The sequence below is a fragment of the uncultured Sphaerochaeta sp. genome (genome assembly GCF_963676625.2).
Classification (GTDB): Bacteria; Spirochaetota; Spirochaetia; order Sphaerochaetales; family Sphaerochaetaceae; genus Sphaerochaeta.
In genome coordinates this window covers 23,903-36,871 of the sequence record NZ_CAXXYB010000009.1, presented here as the reverse complement: position 1 = coordinate 36,871, position 12,969 = coordinate 23,903, and the positions used below count along the sequence as shown (strand labels likewise).

The following is a 12,969-nucleotide window of genomic DNA, read 5'->3' as shown; positions in this document are numbered from 1 at the left end:
AGGAAGGAGCGCTTTTTCATGAGATATTATGTTCGCAAGATACTTGGTTTTATCGTTACGTTGTTTTTGGTTTCGATAATTACGTTTTTGATTTTTCAGATTCTTCCAGGGGATCCAGCGCTCGTAATTTTGGGAGTAGATGCCGATCCAGTCCAAATTGAAGCCTTGCAAAAGACCATGCATGTGGATGAACCAGCGGTTGAACGATATATTTCTTGGGTCGACAGTGCCTTGCATGGTAATCTTGGTATTTCTTTTCGTTACCAAAAACCTGTATCTAGTATCATTGCAAACTGTTTTTCGGTAACGGCCTTGCTTGCCTTGTTTACCTTGGTCCTTACAATTCTAATCGGATTACCGATAGGTATCTGGCTTGCAAAACAAGACAAAGCCAAGTATATAGTTCCTTTCTCCTTGATTTCTCAGCTAGGGTTATCGATTCCCTCCTTCTGCATGGGTATTTTGTTGATAAGTATTTTTACGGTCAGGCTTCGCTGGTTTCCTTCCCTTGGATTCATTTCCTGGTCCCAAAATCCACTGGCTTGTCTTAAAGGTTTATTCCTTCCTGCTTTTTCCCTCTCCCTTGGAACTTCCTCTGTATTGATTCGTTATCTTAGGGTAAGCATCATCTCGGAACAAAAATTGGACTATGTCCGAACGGCGAGAAGCAAGGGGCTTGATGAGAATACGGTCTTGCGACGCCATGTACTGAGAAACTCATTGATACCGGTAATTACGATATTCGGAATGCTGGTTGCTGACGTCTTGGGAGGAAGTATCATTATCGAGAATGTATTTTCACTTCCGGGAATTGGAAAGCTGATAGCAACTTCCATTGCAACCCGTGATTTGCCTCTCATTCAGGGCTTGGTAATGTATCTAGCCTGTATTGTGGTTGGGTGCAATTTTAGTGTCGACCTGTTGTATTCCATGATTGATCCCCGGATTCGTCTTCTTTAGGAGTTTTCAATGAAGAGCAATTCCCTCATACGAGGATATTTTTCCAATATAAATTTTGCCATAGGTTTTTATATGGTAATGACCGTAGTCGTTTTGATGATCCTGGGGTTTTTCTATTTGCCCTATGATCCCAATGCAATTGATATTGCACATAAATTGCAAGGGGCTACAACTGCCCATATCTTGGGTACTGATCAATTGGGCAGGGACATCTATTCAAGGGTTTTGGTAGGTACCCGGGTTTCTCTGCTCATCGGTATTCTGGTGGTTGGGTTTGGATTTTTGATGGGGACTCCTCTCGGTGCGCTGTCTGGATATTTCGGGGGAAAGACTGATGAAGTTATCATGAAGTTAATCGATACGCAAATGGCTTTTCCTGGAATCTTGCTTGCCTTGATGATTATAGCGGTTTTTGGAACAAGCCTGCAAAATACGGTTCTTGCCTTGGGGCTCATGTCCATTCCTCGTTTTACCAGGATTGCAAGAAGCGGGTTCATGAAATATAGAAATGCTGAATTTGTTCAAGCATCGCGTGCAAGGGGCGCTTCGCATGCTCGTATCCTGGTTTTGCACATCCTTCCCAATATTGTCCCGGAATTGCTAGTGACAGCCTCCCTTGGTTTTGCCAGTGCAGTGATGAGTGAGGCAGGGCTGAGTTATCTAGGTCTGGGCATGCAGCCTCCAAATCCCAGTTTCGGAAAAATGTTGAGTGAAGCCCAAAACTATATTTTGCAAGCATGGTGGTATGTATTGATTCCCTCTGTTGCCATTTCGCTATTGGTCATGGGATTCAATTTGCTTGGGGATGGCCTGCAAACTATAAGCCAGCAATAGGATGTGCATCATGGAAAAGGAAAGAAAAACTATTTTGGAAATTGAGCACCTGCATCTCGATTATCGTATCAAAGAGAGATTTTGCCATGCAGTACAAGATGTATCCCTAACAATACATTCAGGAGAAATCCTTGCCCTTGTTGGGGAATCTGGGTGCGGAAAAACTCAGACAGCCTTAGCTTGTATGGGCTTGCAACCGGAGTCGGCACATATCGGAAAAGGAAAAATCTATTTTGAAGGAAAGGAACTTCTTTCTCAAAGCAAGCAACAATGGAATACCTTGCGAGGGAAGGGGATAGCAATGATTTTCCAGGAACCTATGACAGCCTTGAATCCTTTGGTAAAGGTTGGAAAACAAATCGAGGAAAATGGTCGCAATCATGGATTGGGAAAGATACAAGCGCGGGAATTGACTTTGTCCATGATGGAAAAAGTAGGATTGCCTGATGTCGGGCGTTTATATTCCTGTTATCCTCACCAGTTGTCAGGAGGAATGCGCCAACGGATAATAATTGCCATGGCCTTGATCAATGATCCTCCCTTGCTTATAGCCGATGAACCCACGACCGCCCTGGATGTCACTATCCAAAAACAAATAATGAGCTTGATGAAAACGTTGAATAAGGAATTGGGAACTGCCATAATGCTTATTTCTCATGACCTTGGGATGGTGAGCCATTTATGTGATTATGTGAATATCATGTATGCAGGAACCATCGTAGAAAATGGGCCGGTAAATATGATACTAAATAATCCATTGCATCCGTATACCAAGGGACTTCTGGGTTCAATTCCCAGCTATAGTAAAAAGGATCAAAGGCTTGACTCAATCGCTGGAATTGTACCTTCCCTGGAAAACAGACCTCAGTCTGGGTGCCAGTTTTACAATCGGTGTACACAAAGAATGAGTTTTTGCAAAAACGTAAATCCCCATGCAGTCATGAAAGATGGACATATGGTAGTTTGCCATTTATATCTTGAGGAAGCAGAAAACAATGAGACAAAATGATATTCTGGTGGAATGCAACCAATTGGTGAAAGAATACAAGGGTACAAAGAATAAACCTGTCAGGGCAGTGAGTAATTTTTCATTTTCCATACGACAAGGAGAGACTTTTGGTCTGGTAGGAGAGTCAGGATGTGGAAAATCAACTCTTGGTCAATTGATGGTCCGTCTTCTGGAACCTACCTCGGGTACGGTGCGGTACACCAATTTTCAGGAGGGCAGAGTGAATCGCAAGCAAGAAAAAGCCATGCGAAAAGAAAATCAGATTATCTTTCAGGATCCTTATTCATCAATCAATCCCAGAAAGAGAATTGGATGGCTGGTGGAAGAACCGCTGATGATTCATAAAATTGGAAAGGATGCGCAAGAACGAAAGGAACTGGTATGTTCAATACTCAAGGAGGTAGGTTTGGATGATTCCTATCTGAATCGTTGGCCACGCGAATTGTCAGGAGGACAACGCCAACGGGTTGCGATAGCAATTGCCTTGATACTCAATCCTTCCTTTGTGGTTTGTGACGAAGTGGTTTCTGCCTTGGATGTCTCTGTGCAGGCTCAAGTTCTGAATCTGTTGCAGGATTTGCAAAAGAAATTTGGTTTGACCTATCTATTTATTTCCCATAATCTTCAAGTTGTCTCCTATCTTTCCGACCGTATAGGAGTAATGTATTTGGGTAGTCTGGTTGAGATGGGGAAAACCGAACAAATATATCAGCACTGCTTGCATCCGTACACAAAGGCATTGTTCTCTGCTTCTGTCGATGCGTTTGACCTGGTAAAGGAAGACCTGATTATTTCAGGAGATATTCCCAGTCTCTCAAGATCTCCCTCCGGGTGTCCTTTTCATACAAGATGCATCTCCTGTAGAAAACGTTGCATTGAGGAAAATCCCAGTATGATTGAAGTCTCTCCCGGTCATTTTTGTGCCTGTCATCTTATAAAAGGAATGAATACATGAAAGTTGCCATGATTTCCGATATCCATGTTGATGTTAATAATTCCTATGATATCATTGGTTCTCTTGTCCAATGCCTCAAGGAACACCATCCTCAATTATTAGTGCTGGCGGGGGATATCAGTGGGAATATCAAAATCACTCTGTCGACAGTAGATGCCATTGAATCAAGAAGTGGGGTCCAGGTTCTTTTTGTCCCTGGGAATCATGATCTCTGGAGCGAAAATTTTGCTTTGGCACCGACTGAAGAAATCTATTCTAGATTCTGTGAAGACAGCCATTGTTTATGCAGCCATCCGTTTGCCATCGGGAACACTGTTGTCATCGGCGACATTGGTTGGTATGACTACAGTTTTGGATCCTCCAATTATAACAGGGAAGAATTTTCTCAGATGAAGAGAAATGGAAGAATCTGGCAGGACTCCTTAAAAAATCAATGGACGGCGGATAATATCGCGAAAAATGATTTCTTTTTGCATCGGCTGGAAAAACAAATGATGATGCAACAAAAGGCTAAAAATTTTCTCATGGTTACCCACATGGTACCGATTCGAGAGATGACAGTTCCCGAAGATCAAAAGGATTGGGGATATTTCAATGCTTTTCTCGGAAGCGAAGCGTTGGAAATACTTTATAAGAAGTATCCTGTACGATACGCTTTGTTCGGACATGTCCATTATAGACAGTCATTTGACCGTGACAATATACATTGGTCTTGTCGATGTCTCGGTTATCATCATGAATGGAGATCATCTCATGGCCCTTCAGGTCTTGCCCAAATAGAAAATGCCCTCGAATTCATTGAGATCGAGTAAGGAGCCAATAATGGGGAAGAATTACGTTATATCCGATACTCATTTCTGCTCTGAAAGAATCTTACGTTATGAAAATAGGCCCTTTGCTTCAGTTCGGGAGATGAATTCTGCTCTCATTGCTCGTTGGAATGAAATTGTCAAAAGTGAGGATACCGTGTTTGTCCTTGGGGATTTCTCTGAAGGAGATGAAGAAACCACAAAAGAAATCCTTTCCATGTTGCAAGGAGAAAAAGTACTGGTAATGGGGAACCATGACCAGCAGAGGACTCCTTTGCAATGGCGTACCCTAGGATTCTCTGAGGTATCAAGATGGCCGATACTCTATGAGAATTTTTATATTCTCTCACATGAACCAGTCTATATATGCAATACAATGCCCTATGCAAATATTTTTGGACATGTGCATGGGAATCCGGCATATAAGGATTACTCTTCCCAAAGTTTTTGCGTAAGCGTAGAAAGAATACACTATACTCCCATTCTATTTGAGGATATAAAGCTTGCAATGAGAAACTGATCATACGGATATGGGTAATGATCAGTACTGTTTTGTGAACGGGTCCCTGTGTCAAGATTTCTGAATCCAGTACATGATGCGTTGTTCATTATCGTACAAGAATTTTTTTTACATTTCTTATATCATGCAACACAATTACGTAACGAACACAACCAAAGAGAAGAAGTTGCATGAGTGAAGAGAGACATATCTATTTTGATGAGGACTTGCTTATTGAAGCATATTCCTTGCAAGGAATCATACAGGAATTTCCCAATCACTTCCATTCTTTTTATGTCATTGGATGCATAGAGAATGGATGTCGGCATTTGCAATGCAAGGGAACTGAGTATACCTTGGGACCTGGGAATTTGATTCTTTTCAATCCAGAGGACAACCATACTTGTGCTCCTCTGGGCATAATTCCCCTTGATTACCGTGCCTTGAATATAGATATGCAGGTCCTGGAACACTATGCCTATGAAATTACGGGGAAAACGCTGCACCCCTATTTCACGCAAAACGTAGTAATCGATCCTGATCTTGCCCAGTCCTTATCGAAGCTGTATGACCTCATAGTAGAAAAGGCGCAACGATTGGAAAAGGAAGAGGCTTTATATGTCCTGCTTGAGCAGTTGATCTTGCAGTTCTGCAATGAGAATATGCAATATCCGGTCAAGGATGTTGCAGACTTTCAGAATCTGCAAGATTTTGTGGATATCCATTTTGCAGAGAATATAAGTCTGGACCAACTATCAGGGATTTGTGGCTATTCCAAATCCTATTTAATAAGGAGTTTTACCCGTAAAATGGGAGTATCACCCTACCGATATTTGCAAAATGTCAGGCTTGAGAAGGCAAAAAAAATGCTGCAAGAAGGGAATACGGCTATAACTGCTGCCCTTTCGTGTGGATTTAATGACCAAAGTCATTTTGCAAATACTTTCAAACGATTTATTGGGCTTACTCCAAATCAGTATAGACAGATTTTTCTTAAAAAATAAGTGTCCAAAAAGTTGAGGATCTCATAAGATGATGTCATTGAATGTAGAAAAAATTGTCATGGTGTTTGCCGAAGACCTTCCTCTTGGTCTCATTGCAAATACTGCCGGTGTTTTTGGAATGACTTTGGGGAAAAAATTCCCTGAACTCGTCGATGTCGACGTACAAGACAGTGACGGAAAATTTCATGCAGGAATTACCAATGTACCCATTCCTATTTTGAAAGCTTCGCAGGAGTATCTCAAGGAGATACGAACAATGGTATATAAACAGAATTATGACGATGTTTTTGTTGTAGATTTTTCTGATATTGCACAAGGCGCAAATACCTATTCAGTGTATATTGAGAAAATGTATGCTGTCTCGGAAAAAGATTTGCACTATTTGGGCCTTTGCCTAGGTGGCAACAAAAAGAAAATAAATAAGCTTACGGGAAGTCTTCCTCTTCTCAGATAAATACTACGTATTCAAGGTGTGTATATGCAGGATAAAAAAATAGGGATGCGATTGATATTGTCATTATGTATGCTCCTGTGGGGTAGCATAGGACTTTTTACGAGATATATTGAATTATCGGCATTTGAACTTGCATTTTTTCGTGCATTCCTTGCGCTTCCTGTCCTGGGGATTCTTTCTTTCTTGAGAAAAGGAAAAAACAAGACGGGAGTGAAAATTCTCATACCGTATATTGTAAGTGGCATGGGTATCGGCCTTGCCTGGACGGCCTTATTTCTGGGATACGAGAATACCTCGATATCGACAACAGTGCTTATCTATAATATGTGTCCGGTCTATGTAATGATTCTCTCTCCCTATGTACTGAATGAAAAACTTACCAGGCTTCAATTTTTCTCGATACTAGGTTGTTTCCTTGGTTTGTATTTCCTGATAGATACAAGTATCAAGACCGGACCAAATTCTTTCAAGGGTATTTTTTTCGCCTGTGTTTCAGGAATCATCTATGCCTATATCGTGCTGATGAACAAGAAGATCAATCTTTCGCCTATATTTAGCAAGGTTGATACCGTGTATGGAACTTTCATTCAATTACTTGGGGCCTCCTTGGTTCTCTTGCCGTATCAATTGATGCACGGTTCTTTTTCAAGGGTTCTGCATCTTGCAGGAGGCCAATTGGCTTCGTTGCTCATCTTGAGCATTATTCATACTGGTTTGGCTTATCCGATGTATTTTCTATCTTACAAAAAACTCAAGGCAGTGGAAATTGTTTCCCTGAGTTATCTGGAACCACTGTTTTCAATTTTTCTCAGTGTATTATTCCTTGGGGAAAACCTGGGGAATAGCCAGATAATCGGAGGAGTTCTTATATTGACGCTGACCTATGTGAATGAGTATCGAACCAGTGTATTGGCAACACGGAACCTTGGAACAACAAAATAATAATGACAACGAGCAAAACTGACATTTGAAGAAGTCAGAACTTTCTTTCATTGTTTAGGGAATAAGGAATTTTTTATGCAGAAATATTGGTTGAACACCCCTCGACTTTCTTTTTCAATCTGGACAGAAGATTTATATGAATATGCTTTTGCCTTATGGGGAAACCCTCTGGTAACTCGATATCTTTGTGCGACCGGTTGCTTCCTTGAAGAAGAAATCCGTACCCGATTGAATACAGAAATCTTCAATAAAGAGACCTACGGAGTGCAATATTGGCCAATTTTCTTGCAAGGGACTTCACAGTTCATCGGAAGTTGTGGATTACGTCCATATACCAAGGATTCAGGGGCTTTTGAGTTCGGATTCTATCTGCTTCCTCAGTTTCATCATATGGGATATGCCCAAGAGGCTTCCCAAGCAGTTTTTACCTATGCTTTTTCCACTTTGCATGCAAAAGCCTTGTATTGTGGTCATCATAGTGATAATGCAGCTTCAAGAACTTGTATCCTCAGGCTTGGATTCAAGAAAATAGGTGAAAAGTTATATCCTCCCACAGGATTGTTGCATCCCTTGTATCGATTGAATAATGCAGAAAACTGAACTTTGGAGTGAACCTTGCCCAGTTCTCCAAATCGATTCATTCTTTCAAAAAAGGGTGATGCAACTTTTGCTATAGTGTTTCCAAGATTTTTTGTACTGCCTTATCATGATCACCAAGCATGGTGAAACACGCATTGCAAGCAATATCCAAGGAAGCTTGATTGTTCTCCAGAAAAGGTTCTCGTACTTTGGATTCGAAGATGCTTTCCAGGTTTCTGGCCAGCTTGGCTATTGCTTCCCTTGCTTGAGGTGATCCCTCCATGACCAATTTTGTAAGGTCGATGCGTTGTTTGGAGAAAGCATAGGATTGGGTTATCGAGGCAAAAGGATTGGAAGCAAATTGTGTTTCTGAAAGGGTAAAAGGAATAAAGGGATGATAGATGGGCAAGGGCGAACCAGTAAGCCAAACCAAAAATGCTGTATCTCTATATTCCACGATCATTGAAGAGGTGGTTTGCGATGCAACCAAGCCTTTGGCATCAAGGCAGATTGATTGCATTGAATGTTCAAGGGTTCCTGCAGATCCTTTATTGGAAACAAGAATATCGCGAAGGCCTTTCCAGGAAGCTTCCACTTGGGTCAACTGGGAAGTGGTGAAACGTTGGCGTTCATTGCCTTTGGTAAATAATAGATGCAAAGGACTTGCATGGCTATGCTTGAAATTGCAATGTTTTGCCAAGGTTCGTGTATCTGCATCCTGATAATCGGTACCGATCGTATACCCATTGGAAATCGAAGCATAGGAATCGATCTTTTTAAGGGCCCAGCGCTTATTTGCTGTTTCCAGAATATAGGTTTGCTGAGGGTCTTGTATCAAAAACGAATTATGATAACTCAAGTGACCTGAATAACTTGCATTTCCACCTTGGCCATATTTGGTTATGAGATCAATAATTATTGAAACAGCTTCCATTGAGTTTGCACTGTTATGCAAGGCAAGACGAAGAATATCCATACCTAGCAATCCATTGTGATCAACGGCAGAGCGAGAGAAGACAGCCTCATTACCAATGGCTACGCCGCATTCATTTATGCCCATTTCCGCTCCCCACATCCAGGAAGGGCGACTGATCAAGGCCTTGAAGGGGGAGGCGTACATACTTGCTGCTTTTTGAAGCAACTGGTATTGCTTGTCTTCATAGTATGCCTTGTGTTCTGGGTGAGTCGCGTTGGTAAGTCCTTCCGTTCCCGTGCAATACAAAAGTAGTTGGGGTTCTCCTGGATCCCTATCTGAATTCTTTGCAAAAAACCGTACATCCTTCTCAATTCTTACCATTGTGTCACACATGCTAGCCTCTTTTGATTCATAGTAATATTCTAGGATTTGAACTGCAAGGAATTTATCTCTTGTATGAAACAATTCTTTGTGCCAATCCCTTCTTTTGCCCAGTGGTTTCATTTTAAGGAACATGATATTCTTCAGCAGAAGAATGAATAGGAAGCAGGTGCATGAGTAAAAAATCAAAGAATATGATCTCTTTTTCTCCAGATACCACGGTTGAGCAGGTTACTGAAGCCTTGGAAGCAGGTTTGGATATACATACAAGAAATGGCAGGGAAGAGACACTTCTCATGGTTGCCCTTCAACATAATGTAACTTGCGAAATCCTTGATATGCTTATGCAATTAGATCCAGATTTTTCCGCTAAAGATGAAGAAGATAGGACCTTGCTTATGATCGCCGCACAGTACAACGAACATCCCCAGATCATTTCCCTCTTGTTGGAACGAGGTGCAATAGTGGAAGAAAAAGATGGTTGGGGCGCCACTGCTTTCATGTATGCTGCAGCTTTCAACACGCAAAAGGAAGTATTGTCGATTTTATTGCAAAATGGGGCTGCAATAAATGATAAAGACGATGCAGATAGGACTCCACTCATATACGCATCTGAATCATCCATGCAACCTGAGATAGTACGTTTATTGCTCCAGATGGGAGCCGATTGTTCTTTGCAGGACTGCGAAGGTAAAACTGCCTATATGTATGCCATGATAAATCCTGCTTTACAGGATAATGCCGATTTATTGGTTTCCTTGCAAAGGACCGAAACTGGAATCTAGAATTTTGGATGTACACAGAAGAGTCTTATATCTTTCTGTCCAAGTAATTCTTCTCTCTATCATAATAACCTTGTGTGTTTTCTTATTATTTTTCAGAATGCTGTTTAAATGAAAACAAAGATTTAGATTTATTTATTTACTTGTAGGGTAAAATAGGGAAGTATAAGGTTATCAAGATAAAGGGAAGTCTGTGTAATGGATACATTCATGCTGGATAGAAAAATACAACTGTTTATCTCGACGGTCGAAGAGGGGAGTTTCTCTGCAGCTGCTTCCCTGTTCCAGATTTCACAATCAGCGGTAAGCCAACAGATACGTTTATTGGAAAGTGAACTTGATGTCTTGTTGTTTGATAGGAACGGATATAGACCTGTACTTACCAAGGTTGGACAATGTTTTTATAAACATTGCAAAGTAATCTATGAAGCGTGCATAGAAGCAGAAAGACAAGTTAGGTTGCTTGCAACTGAGAATCAAGATTGTAGATTACGATTAGGTGTTACTGGACCTATGGAAGAACATGACTTACCGAAAATAGCGGAAATATTTAAAAAGCAAGCCCCCAAAGTAATGCTTGATATCAAGAAAATTACCTTTGGAAATGGATATAAAGGGCTGAAAGAAGGAATTTTGGATGTAGCGTTTGGCATTGCAAACGATTTCAAGGACAAGGATGGCATTCGCACCGTAGTGCTTATGAAGCATAGGATTTGTGTCGTCTGTTCCCTACAACATCCTTGGGCAAAAAAATCCATGATTCAGGCGAGTGAACTTGCAGATCAAGATATAATCTCTCTTTCAAAGAATGTAGGCAGTCAGTTTTATTTGGATTTTCTCAAAGCCTTTGAAAAAGATGGAATAGTTCCCCATATAATAAAAGAAGTCGATAGCCTTGAAGAAATGCTCCTTGCTGTCCGACTTAATCAAGGAATTGCCTTGACATCCAGAGAAGTCATTACTCCTGATAAAACTATCTGTATGTTGGATGTTGCCAAAACCCATCACCATGCAGAGTTTTGTCTTGCCTATCGTAAGGGAAATCAAAACCCATGCCTACCATTGTTTATTGATGAAGTTATTTCCTATTATAAGAAACCATAAGTATTTCTTATGCTCTTCATAAGATTAATCGCTCTATTTTTATCTATATAAAATAGGTATATTAGAACTAGATCTTGGAGGTCAAATTATGAAGAACATAATTATTACTGGTTCAGATGGAAATTTCGGTAGTCGCGTCGTAAGAGAAATCGTTAAACTTGTAGATAAGAAAAACCTAATTCTCACGGCCCCTATCGAGAAAGGAATAGAAGGGTATTTGAAGGAAGGTTTTGATGCCAGGGTTGCAAACTTCAACCATGAGGAAGGTCTTGAAAAGGCTTTTGCCGGTGGCGACGTCATGCTGATCATTTCAGCTCCCTTTGTAGGTGAAAAAAGACAGAATGCGCATAAGAGAGCAATTGAGGCAGCCAAGGCGGCGGGAGTGAAGAAGATCGTCTATACCTCGTTGGTGAACGCAAGAGACCCCCAGAATCCCAGTATTGAGAAGCTCGATCATGCCTTTACCGAAGAATATCTTGAAAAAAGTGGGCTTGATTATATTTTCTTGAGAAATTCCCAGTATGCAGAGGCCATGGTTACCAGTTTCTTGACTTCCAACGGAGTTATGACCAGTTGTCAGGGAGAAGGTAAAATGGCGTATATCTCCCGGCAGGATTGTGCAATTGCCGCAGCCTATGCACTTTTGAAGACTGATTTGCATAAGGCGGTCTTGAATATCAATGGACCTGAGTTGTTGACTCTTGCCGAATTTGTCTCAAAGGGAAACAAGGAAACAGGAATGAACGTTACTCTCAATAATACTACTGATGAAGCTATGTATGCAGCCTTTGATGCAATGGGAGTACCCAGGACAACTGATGGTAATTTCAAGAAAGATTCCCCGGCTCCGTTTTCAAGTGATGGAATGGTCACCTTCGCCCAAGCCATACGTTTGGGGAAAATGAATTCCTTCACTGACGATTTTGAAAAACTGACCGGGAATAAACCGAGAACCGTTTCCTTTATGTTTGCACATAAGGACGATTACCAGATTGGAAGCAGAAATTCAGTGGATGCTTGATTCTATAGAACTATAGAACTCAATAATAGGCTATTGGTTGCCAGGTGAAAATGGTAGGCTGATAGCTTATTGTTTTCTATGGTATGCCTACGTAATAATTGTATGGAAAAAAGACATTGCATTATGTAGAATGGAGCAGAAAAGGATATTGAAATGAACCATACAGAAACTCAAGAAAGCAGTGGTGAAGGAAAACAAACAATATTGGTCAGTGCCTGTCTCTTGGGTATATGCTGCCGTTATGACGGTACGGATAAGACCAATGAGAACGTATGCACCCTTAAAAAACAGTATCACCTGGTTCCTGTTTGCCCGGAAGTGTATGGAGGTTTGGCTACACCTCGGGAACCCTCGGAACGCAAGGATGGACTTGTTGTTTCCCGTTCCGGAATTGATGTTACCCTTCCGTTTGAAAAAGGAGCCCAGGCTTGTCTCAAACTGGCCAAGCTCTTGGATTGCAAGTTTGCCATACTCAAGGAAAGAAGTCCTTCCTGTGGACATGGAGAAATCTATGATGGTAGTTTCTCGGGAAAAGTCATTGCAGGTAATGGCGTATGTGCCGAGCTTTTGCTGGAGCATGACATCCGAATTCTTGGAGAGACAGAAATAGGGGATGATCCTTTTTTCATAGAATGAAAATAGCTGTTTTTACATAATTTTAAGTTTCTTGGCGTGTCACAAAAGATCAAATTCCTTGGATTGCCTATATTCCTGGGCTCC

Annotated in this window: 15 protein-coding genes; 14 read left to right on the top strand and 1 reads right to left on the bottom strand. The window is 41.1% G+C overall.

The window, feature by feature from the left end; translation table 11 throughout:
• The first annotated feature begins 18 nt into the window (after positions 1–18).
• The 10 genes from ACHZBG_RS14120 (at position 19) to ACHZBG_RS14075 (ending at position 8,066) form a co-directional block, all read left to right on the top strand.
• Positions 19–960: an ABC transporter permease gene (locus ACHZBG_RS14120; RefSeq protein ID WP_320130106.1), complete on the top strand. Its 942-nt coding sequence runs from the start codon at positions 19–21 to the stop codon at positions 958–960.
• 9 nt (positions 961–969) lie between these two features.
• Entirely contained in the window at positions 970–1,794 is an 825-nt protein-coding gene (locus ACHZBG_RS14115; protein WP_320130105.1) for an ABC transporter permease, read from the top strand.
• 10 nt (positions 1,795–1,804) lie between these two features.
• Positions 1,805–2,803: an ABC transporter ATP-binding protein gene (locus ACHZBG_RS14110; protein WP_320130104.1), complete on the top strand. Its 999-nt coding sequence runs from the start codon at positions 1,805–1,807 to the stop codon at positions 2,801–2,803.
• Positions 2,790–3,758, top strand: a complete 969-nt coding sequence (locus ACHZBG_RS14105; RefSeq protein WP_320130103.1) for an oligopeptide/dipeptide ABC transporter ATP-binding protein — start codon at positions 2,790–2,792, stop codon at positions 3,756–3,758. The genes ACHZBG_RS14110 and ACHZBG_RS14105 overlap by 14 nt, the downstream gene beginning before the upstream one ends.
• On the top strand, positions 3,755–4,570 hold the full coding sequence (locus ACHZBG_RS14100; RefSeq protein WP_320130102.1) for a metallophosphoesterase: 816 nt from the start codon (positions 3,755–3,757) through the stop codon (positions 4,568–4,570). Before ACHZBG_RS14105 ends, ACHZBG_RS14100 begins: the two co-directional genes overlap by 4 nt.
• A gap of 10 nt (positions 4,571–4,580) precedes the next feature.
• Positions 4,581–5,087 carry a metallophosphoesterase gene (locus ACHZBG_RS14095; protein WP_320130101.1) on the top strand — a complete coding sequence of 169 codons (507 nt, stop codon included), beginning with the start codon at positions 4,581–4,583 and terminating at the stop codon, positions 5,085–5,087.
• A 170-nt stretch (positions 5,088–5,257) separates the two neighbouring features.
• Complete coding sequence (locus tag ACHZBG_RS14090) at positions 5,258–6,070, top strand: AraC family transcriptional regulator (RefSeq protein ID WP_320130100.1); 813 nt, start codon at positions 5,258–5,260, stop codon at positions 6,068–6,070.
• 28 nt (positions 6,071–6,098) lie between these two features.
• Positions 6,099–6,524, top strand: coding sequence for a DUF2000 domain-containing protein (locus ACHZBG_RS14085; RefSeq protein WP_320130099.1), 426 nt, complete (start codon positions 6,099–6,101; stop codon positions 6,522–6,524).
• A gap of 24 nt (positions 6,525–6,548) precedes the next feature.
• A complete protein-coding gene (locus ACHZBG_RS14080) occupies positions 6,549–7,466 on the top strand; it encodes an EamA family transporter (RefSeq protein WP_320130098.1) in 918 nt (305 codons plus the stop codon).
• Positions 7,467–7,541: 75 nt separating this feature from the next.
• Positions 7,542–8,066, top strand: a complete 525-nt coding sequence (locus ACHZBG_RS14075; RefSeq protein ID WP_320130097.1) for a GNAT family N-acetyltransferase — start codon at positions 7,542–7,544, stop codon at positions 8,064–8,066.
• Between the two features lie 70 nt (positions 8,067–8,136).
• On the opposite strand, the gene ACHZBG_RS14070 is transcribed toward ACHZBG_RS14075, so the two are convergent.
• Positions 8,137–9,354 (bottom strand): hypothetical protein, encoded by a 1,218-nt coding sequence (locus tag ACHZBG_RS14070; RefSeq protein WP_320130096.1) that lies wholly within the window; start codon positions 9,352–9,354, stop codon positions 8,137–8,139.
• Positions 9,355–9,515: 161 nt separating this feature from the next.
• On the opposite strand from ACHZBG_RS14070, the gene ACHZBG_RS14065 reads away from it, so the two are divergent.
• The 4 genes from ACHZBG_RS14065 to ACHZBG_RS14050 all read left to right on the top strand — a co-directional run bounded on the left by ACHZBG_RS14065 (position 9,516) and on the right by ACHZBG_RS14050 (position 12,885).
• Complete coding sequence (locus ACHZBG_RS14065) at positions 9,516–10,127, top strand: ankyrin repeat domain-containing protein (protein ID WP_320130095.1); 612 nt, start codon at positions 9,516–9,518, stop codon at positions 10,125–10,127.
• 195 nt (positions 10,128–10,322) lie between these two features.
• Positions 10,323–11,228, top strand: coding sequence for a LysR family transcriptional regulator (locus ACHZBG_RS14060; RefSeq protein WP_320130094.1), 906 nt, complete (start codon positions 10,323–10,325; stop codon positions 11,226–11,228).
• Positions 11,229–11,316: 88 nt separating this feature from the next.
• Positions 11,317–12,249, top strand: coding sequence for an NAD(P)H-binding protein (locus ACHZBG_RS14055; RefSeq protein ID WP_320130093.1), 933 nt, complete (start codon positions 11,317–11,319; stop codon positions 12,247–12,249).
• Between the two features lie 153 nt (positions 12,250–12,402).
• Positions 12,403–12,885 carry a DUF523 domain-containing protein gene (locus ACHZBG_RS14050; protein WP_320130092.1) on the top strand — a complete coding sequence of 161 codons (483 nt, stop codon included), beginning with the start codon at positions 12,403–12,405 and terminating at the stop codon, positions 12,883–12,885.
• Positions 12,886–12,969: the final 84 nt, after the last annotated feature.

Bases quoted from the DNA above. Each gene is read 5' to 3' on its own strand.
- ACHZBG_RS14120 (WP_320130106.1), top strand. From the start codon at position 19: ATGAGATATTATGTTCGCAAGATACTTGGTTTTATCGTTACGTTGTTT.
- ACHZBG_RS14115 (WP_320130105.1), top strand. From the start codon at position 970: ATGAAGAGCAATTCCCTCATACGAGGATATTTTTCCAATATAAATTTT.
- ACHZBG_RS14110 (WP_320130104.1), top strand. From the start codon at position 1,805: ATGGAAAAGGAAAGAAAAACTATTTTGGAAATTGAGCACCTGCATCTC.
- ACHZBG_RS14105 (WP_320130103.1), top strand. From the start codon at position 2,790: ATGAGACAAAATGATATTCTGGTGGAATGCAACCAATTGGTGAAAGAA.
- ACHZBG_RS14100 (WP_320130102.1), top strand. From the start codon at position 3,755: ATGAAAGTTGCCATGATTTCCGATATCCATGTTGATGTTAATAATTCC.
- ACHZBG_RS14095 (WP_320130101.1), top strand. From the start codon at position 4,581: ATGGGGAAGAATTACGTTATATCCGATACTCATTTCTGCTCTGAAAGA.
- ACHZBG_RS14090 (WP_320130100.1), top strand. From the start codon at position 5,258: ATGAGTGAAGAGAGACATATCTATTTTGATGAGGACTTGCTTATTGAA.
- ACHZBG_RS14085 (WP_320130099.1), top strand. From the start codon at position 6,099: ATGATGTCATTGAATGTAGAAAAAATTGTCATGGTGTTTGCCGAAGAC.
- ACHZBG_RS14080 (WP_320130098.1), top strand. From the start codon at position 6,549: ATGCAGGATAAAAAAATAGGGATGCGATTGATATTGTCATTATGTATG.
- ACHZBG_RS14075 (WP_320130097.1), top strand. From the start codon at position 7,542: ATGCAGAAATATTGGTTGAACACCCCTCGACTTTCTTTTTCAATCTGG.
- ACHZBG_RS14070 (WP_320130096.1), bottom strand. From the start codon at position 9,354: ATGTGTGACACAATGGTAAGAATTGAGAAGGATGTACGGTTTTTTGCA.
- ACHZBG_RS14065 (WP_320130095.1), top strand. From the start codon at position 9,516: ATGAGTAAAAAATCAAAGAATATGATCTCTTTTTCTCCAGATACCACG.
- ACHZBG_RS14060 (WP_320130094.1), top strand. From the start codon at position 10,323: ATGGATACATTCATGCTGGATAGAAAAATACAACTGTTTATCTCGACG.
- ACHZBG_RS14055 (WP_320130093.1), top strand. From the start codon at position 11,317: ATGAAGAACATAATTATTACTGGTTCAGATGGAAATTTCGGTAGTCGC.
- ACHZBG_RS14050 (WP_320130092.1), top strand. From the start codon at position 12,403: ATGAACCATACAGAAACTCAAGAAAGCAGTGGTGAAGGAAAACAAACA.